This window comes from Arthrobacter sp. NQ7, assembly GCF_029581595.2.
GTDB lineage: Bacteria > Actinomycetota > Actinomycetes > Actinomycetales > Micrococcaceae > Arthrobacter > Arthrobacter phenanthrenivorans_B.
Genome location: NZ_JARFXU020000065.1, coordinates 1 through 478, shown reverse-complemented (window position 1 = coordinate 478; position 478 = coordinate 1). Strand labels below are relative to the sequence as shown.

The 478-nt window shown below is 68.6% G+C and carries 1 protein-coding gene; it reads right to left on the bottom strand.

What is annotated here, in order from left to right:
• On the bottom strand, nt 1-478 hold a 478-nt coding region (locus PUN71_RS23050; RefSeq protein ID WP_283532433.1), incomplete at both ends, for a serine dehydratase beta chain.

Here is a 478-nt window from a genome sequence, read left to right as displayed (position 1 = left end):
GACGTGGCCACGCACGCCTCCATCACCGCCCAGATCTGCAGCAACCCGGCCCGGATCTGCTCCCCGGACCGGGAAGCCTTCTCATTGACCAGCATCACGTCCGCGATGCCCAGGCCGGTCACCGCGCAGTGCTCCAGCAGCTCCGCCGCGGTCCGGAACGGCAGCGGCAACTCCTGCTTGGACGCCTCCAGTTCCTGCTGCGCCGCGTCCTCCCCACCCTCACGGACAATGAACCCGCCGCCGACCGAGAAAAACGTCGCCGCATGCACCACATCCCCGGCAGCGTCGGTGACGGTGAACGTCATCCCGTTCGTGTGCCGGGGCAGGACCGTCAAGGGCCGCAGCACCATGTCCTTCACCCCGTACGGCAACGGCACCGCCCCGGCCAGGTTCAGCACCCCGGTCTCCGCGATCGAGGCCAGCCGCTCCTCCACCTCTTCCGGCAGGATCAGCTCCGGATGATAGCCCTCCAACCCCA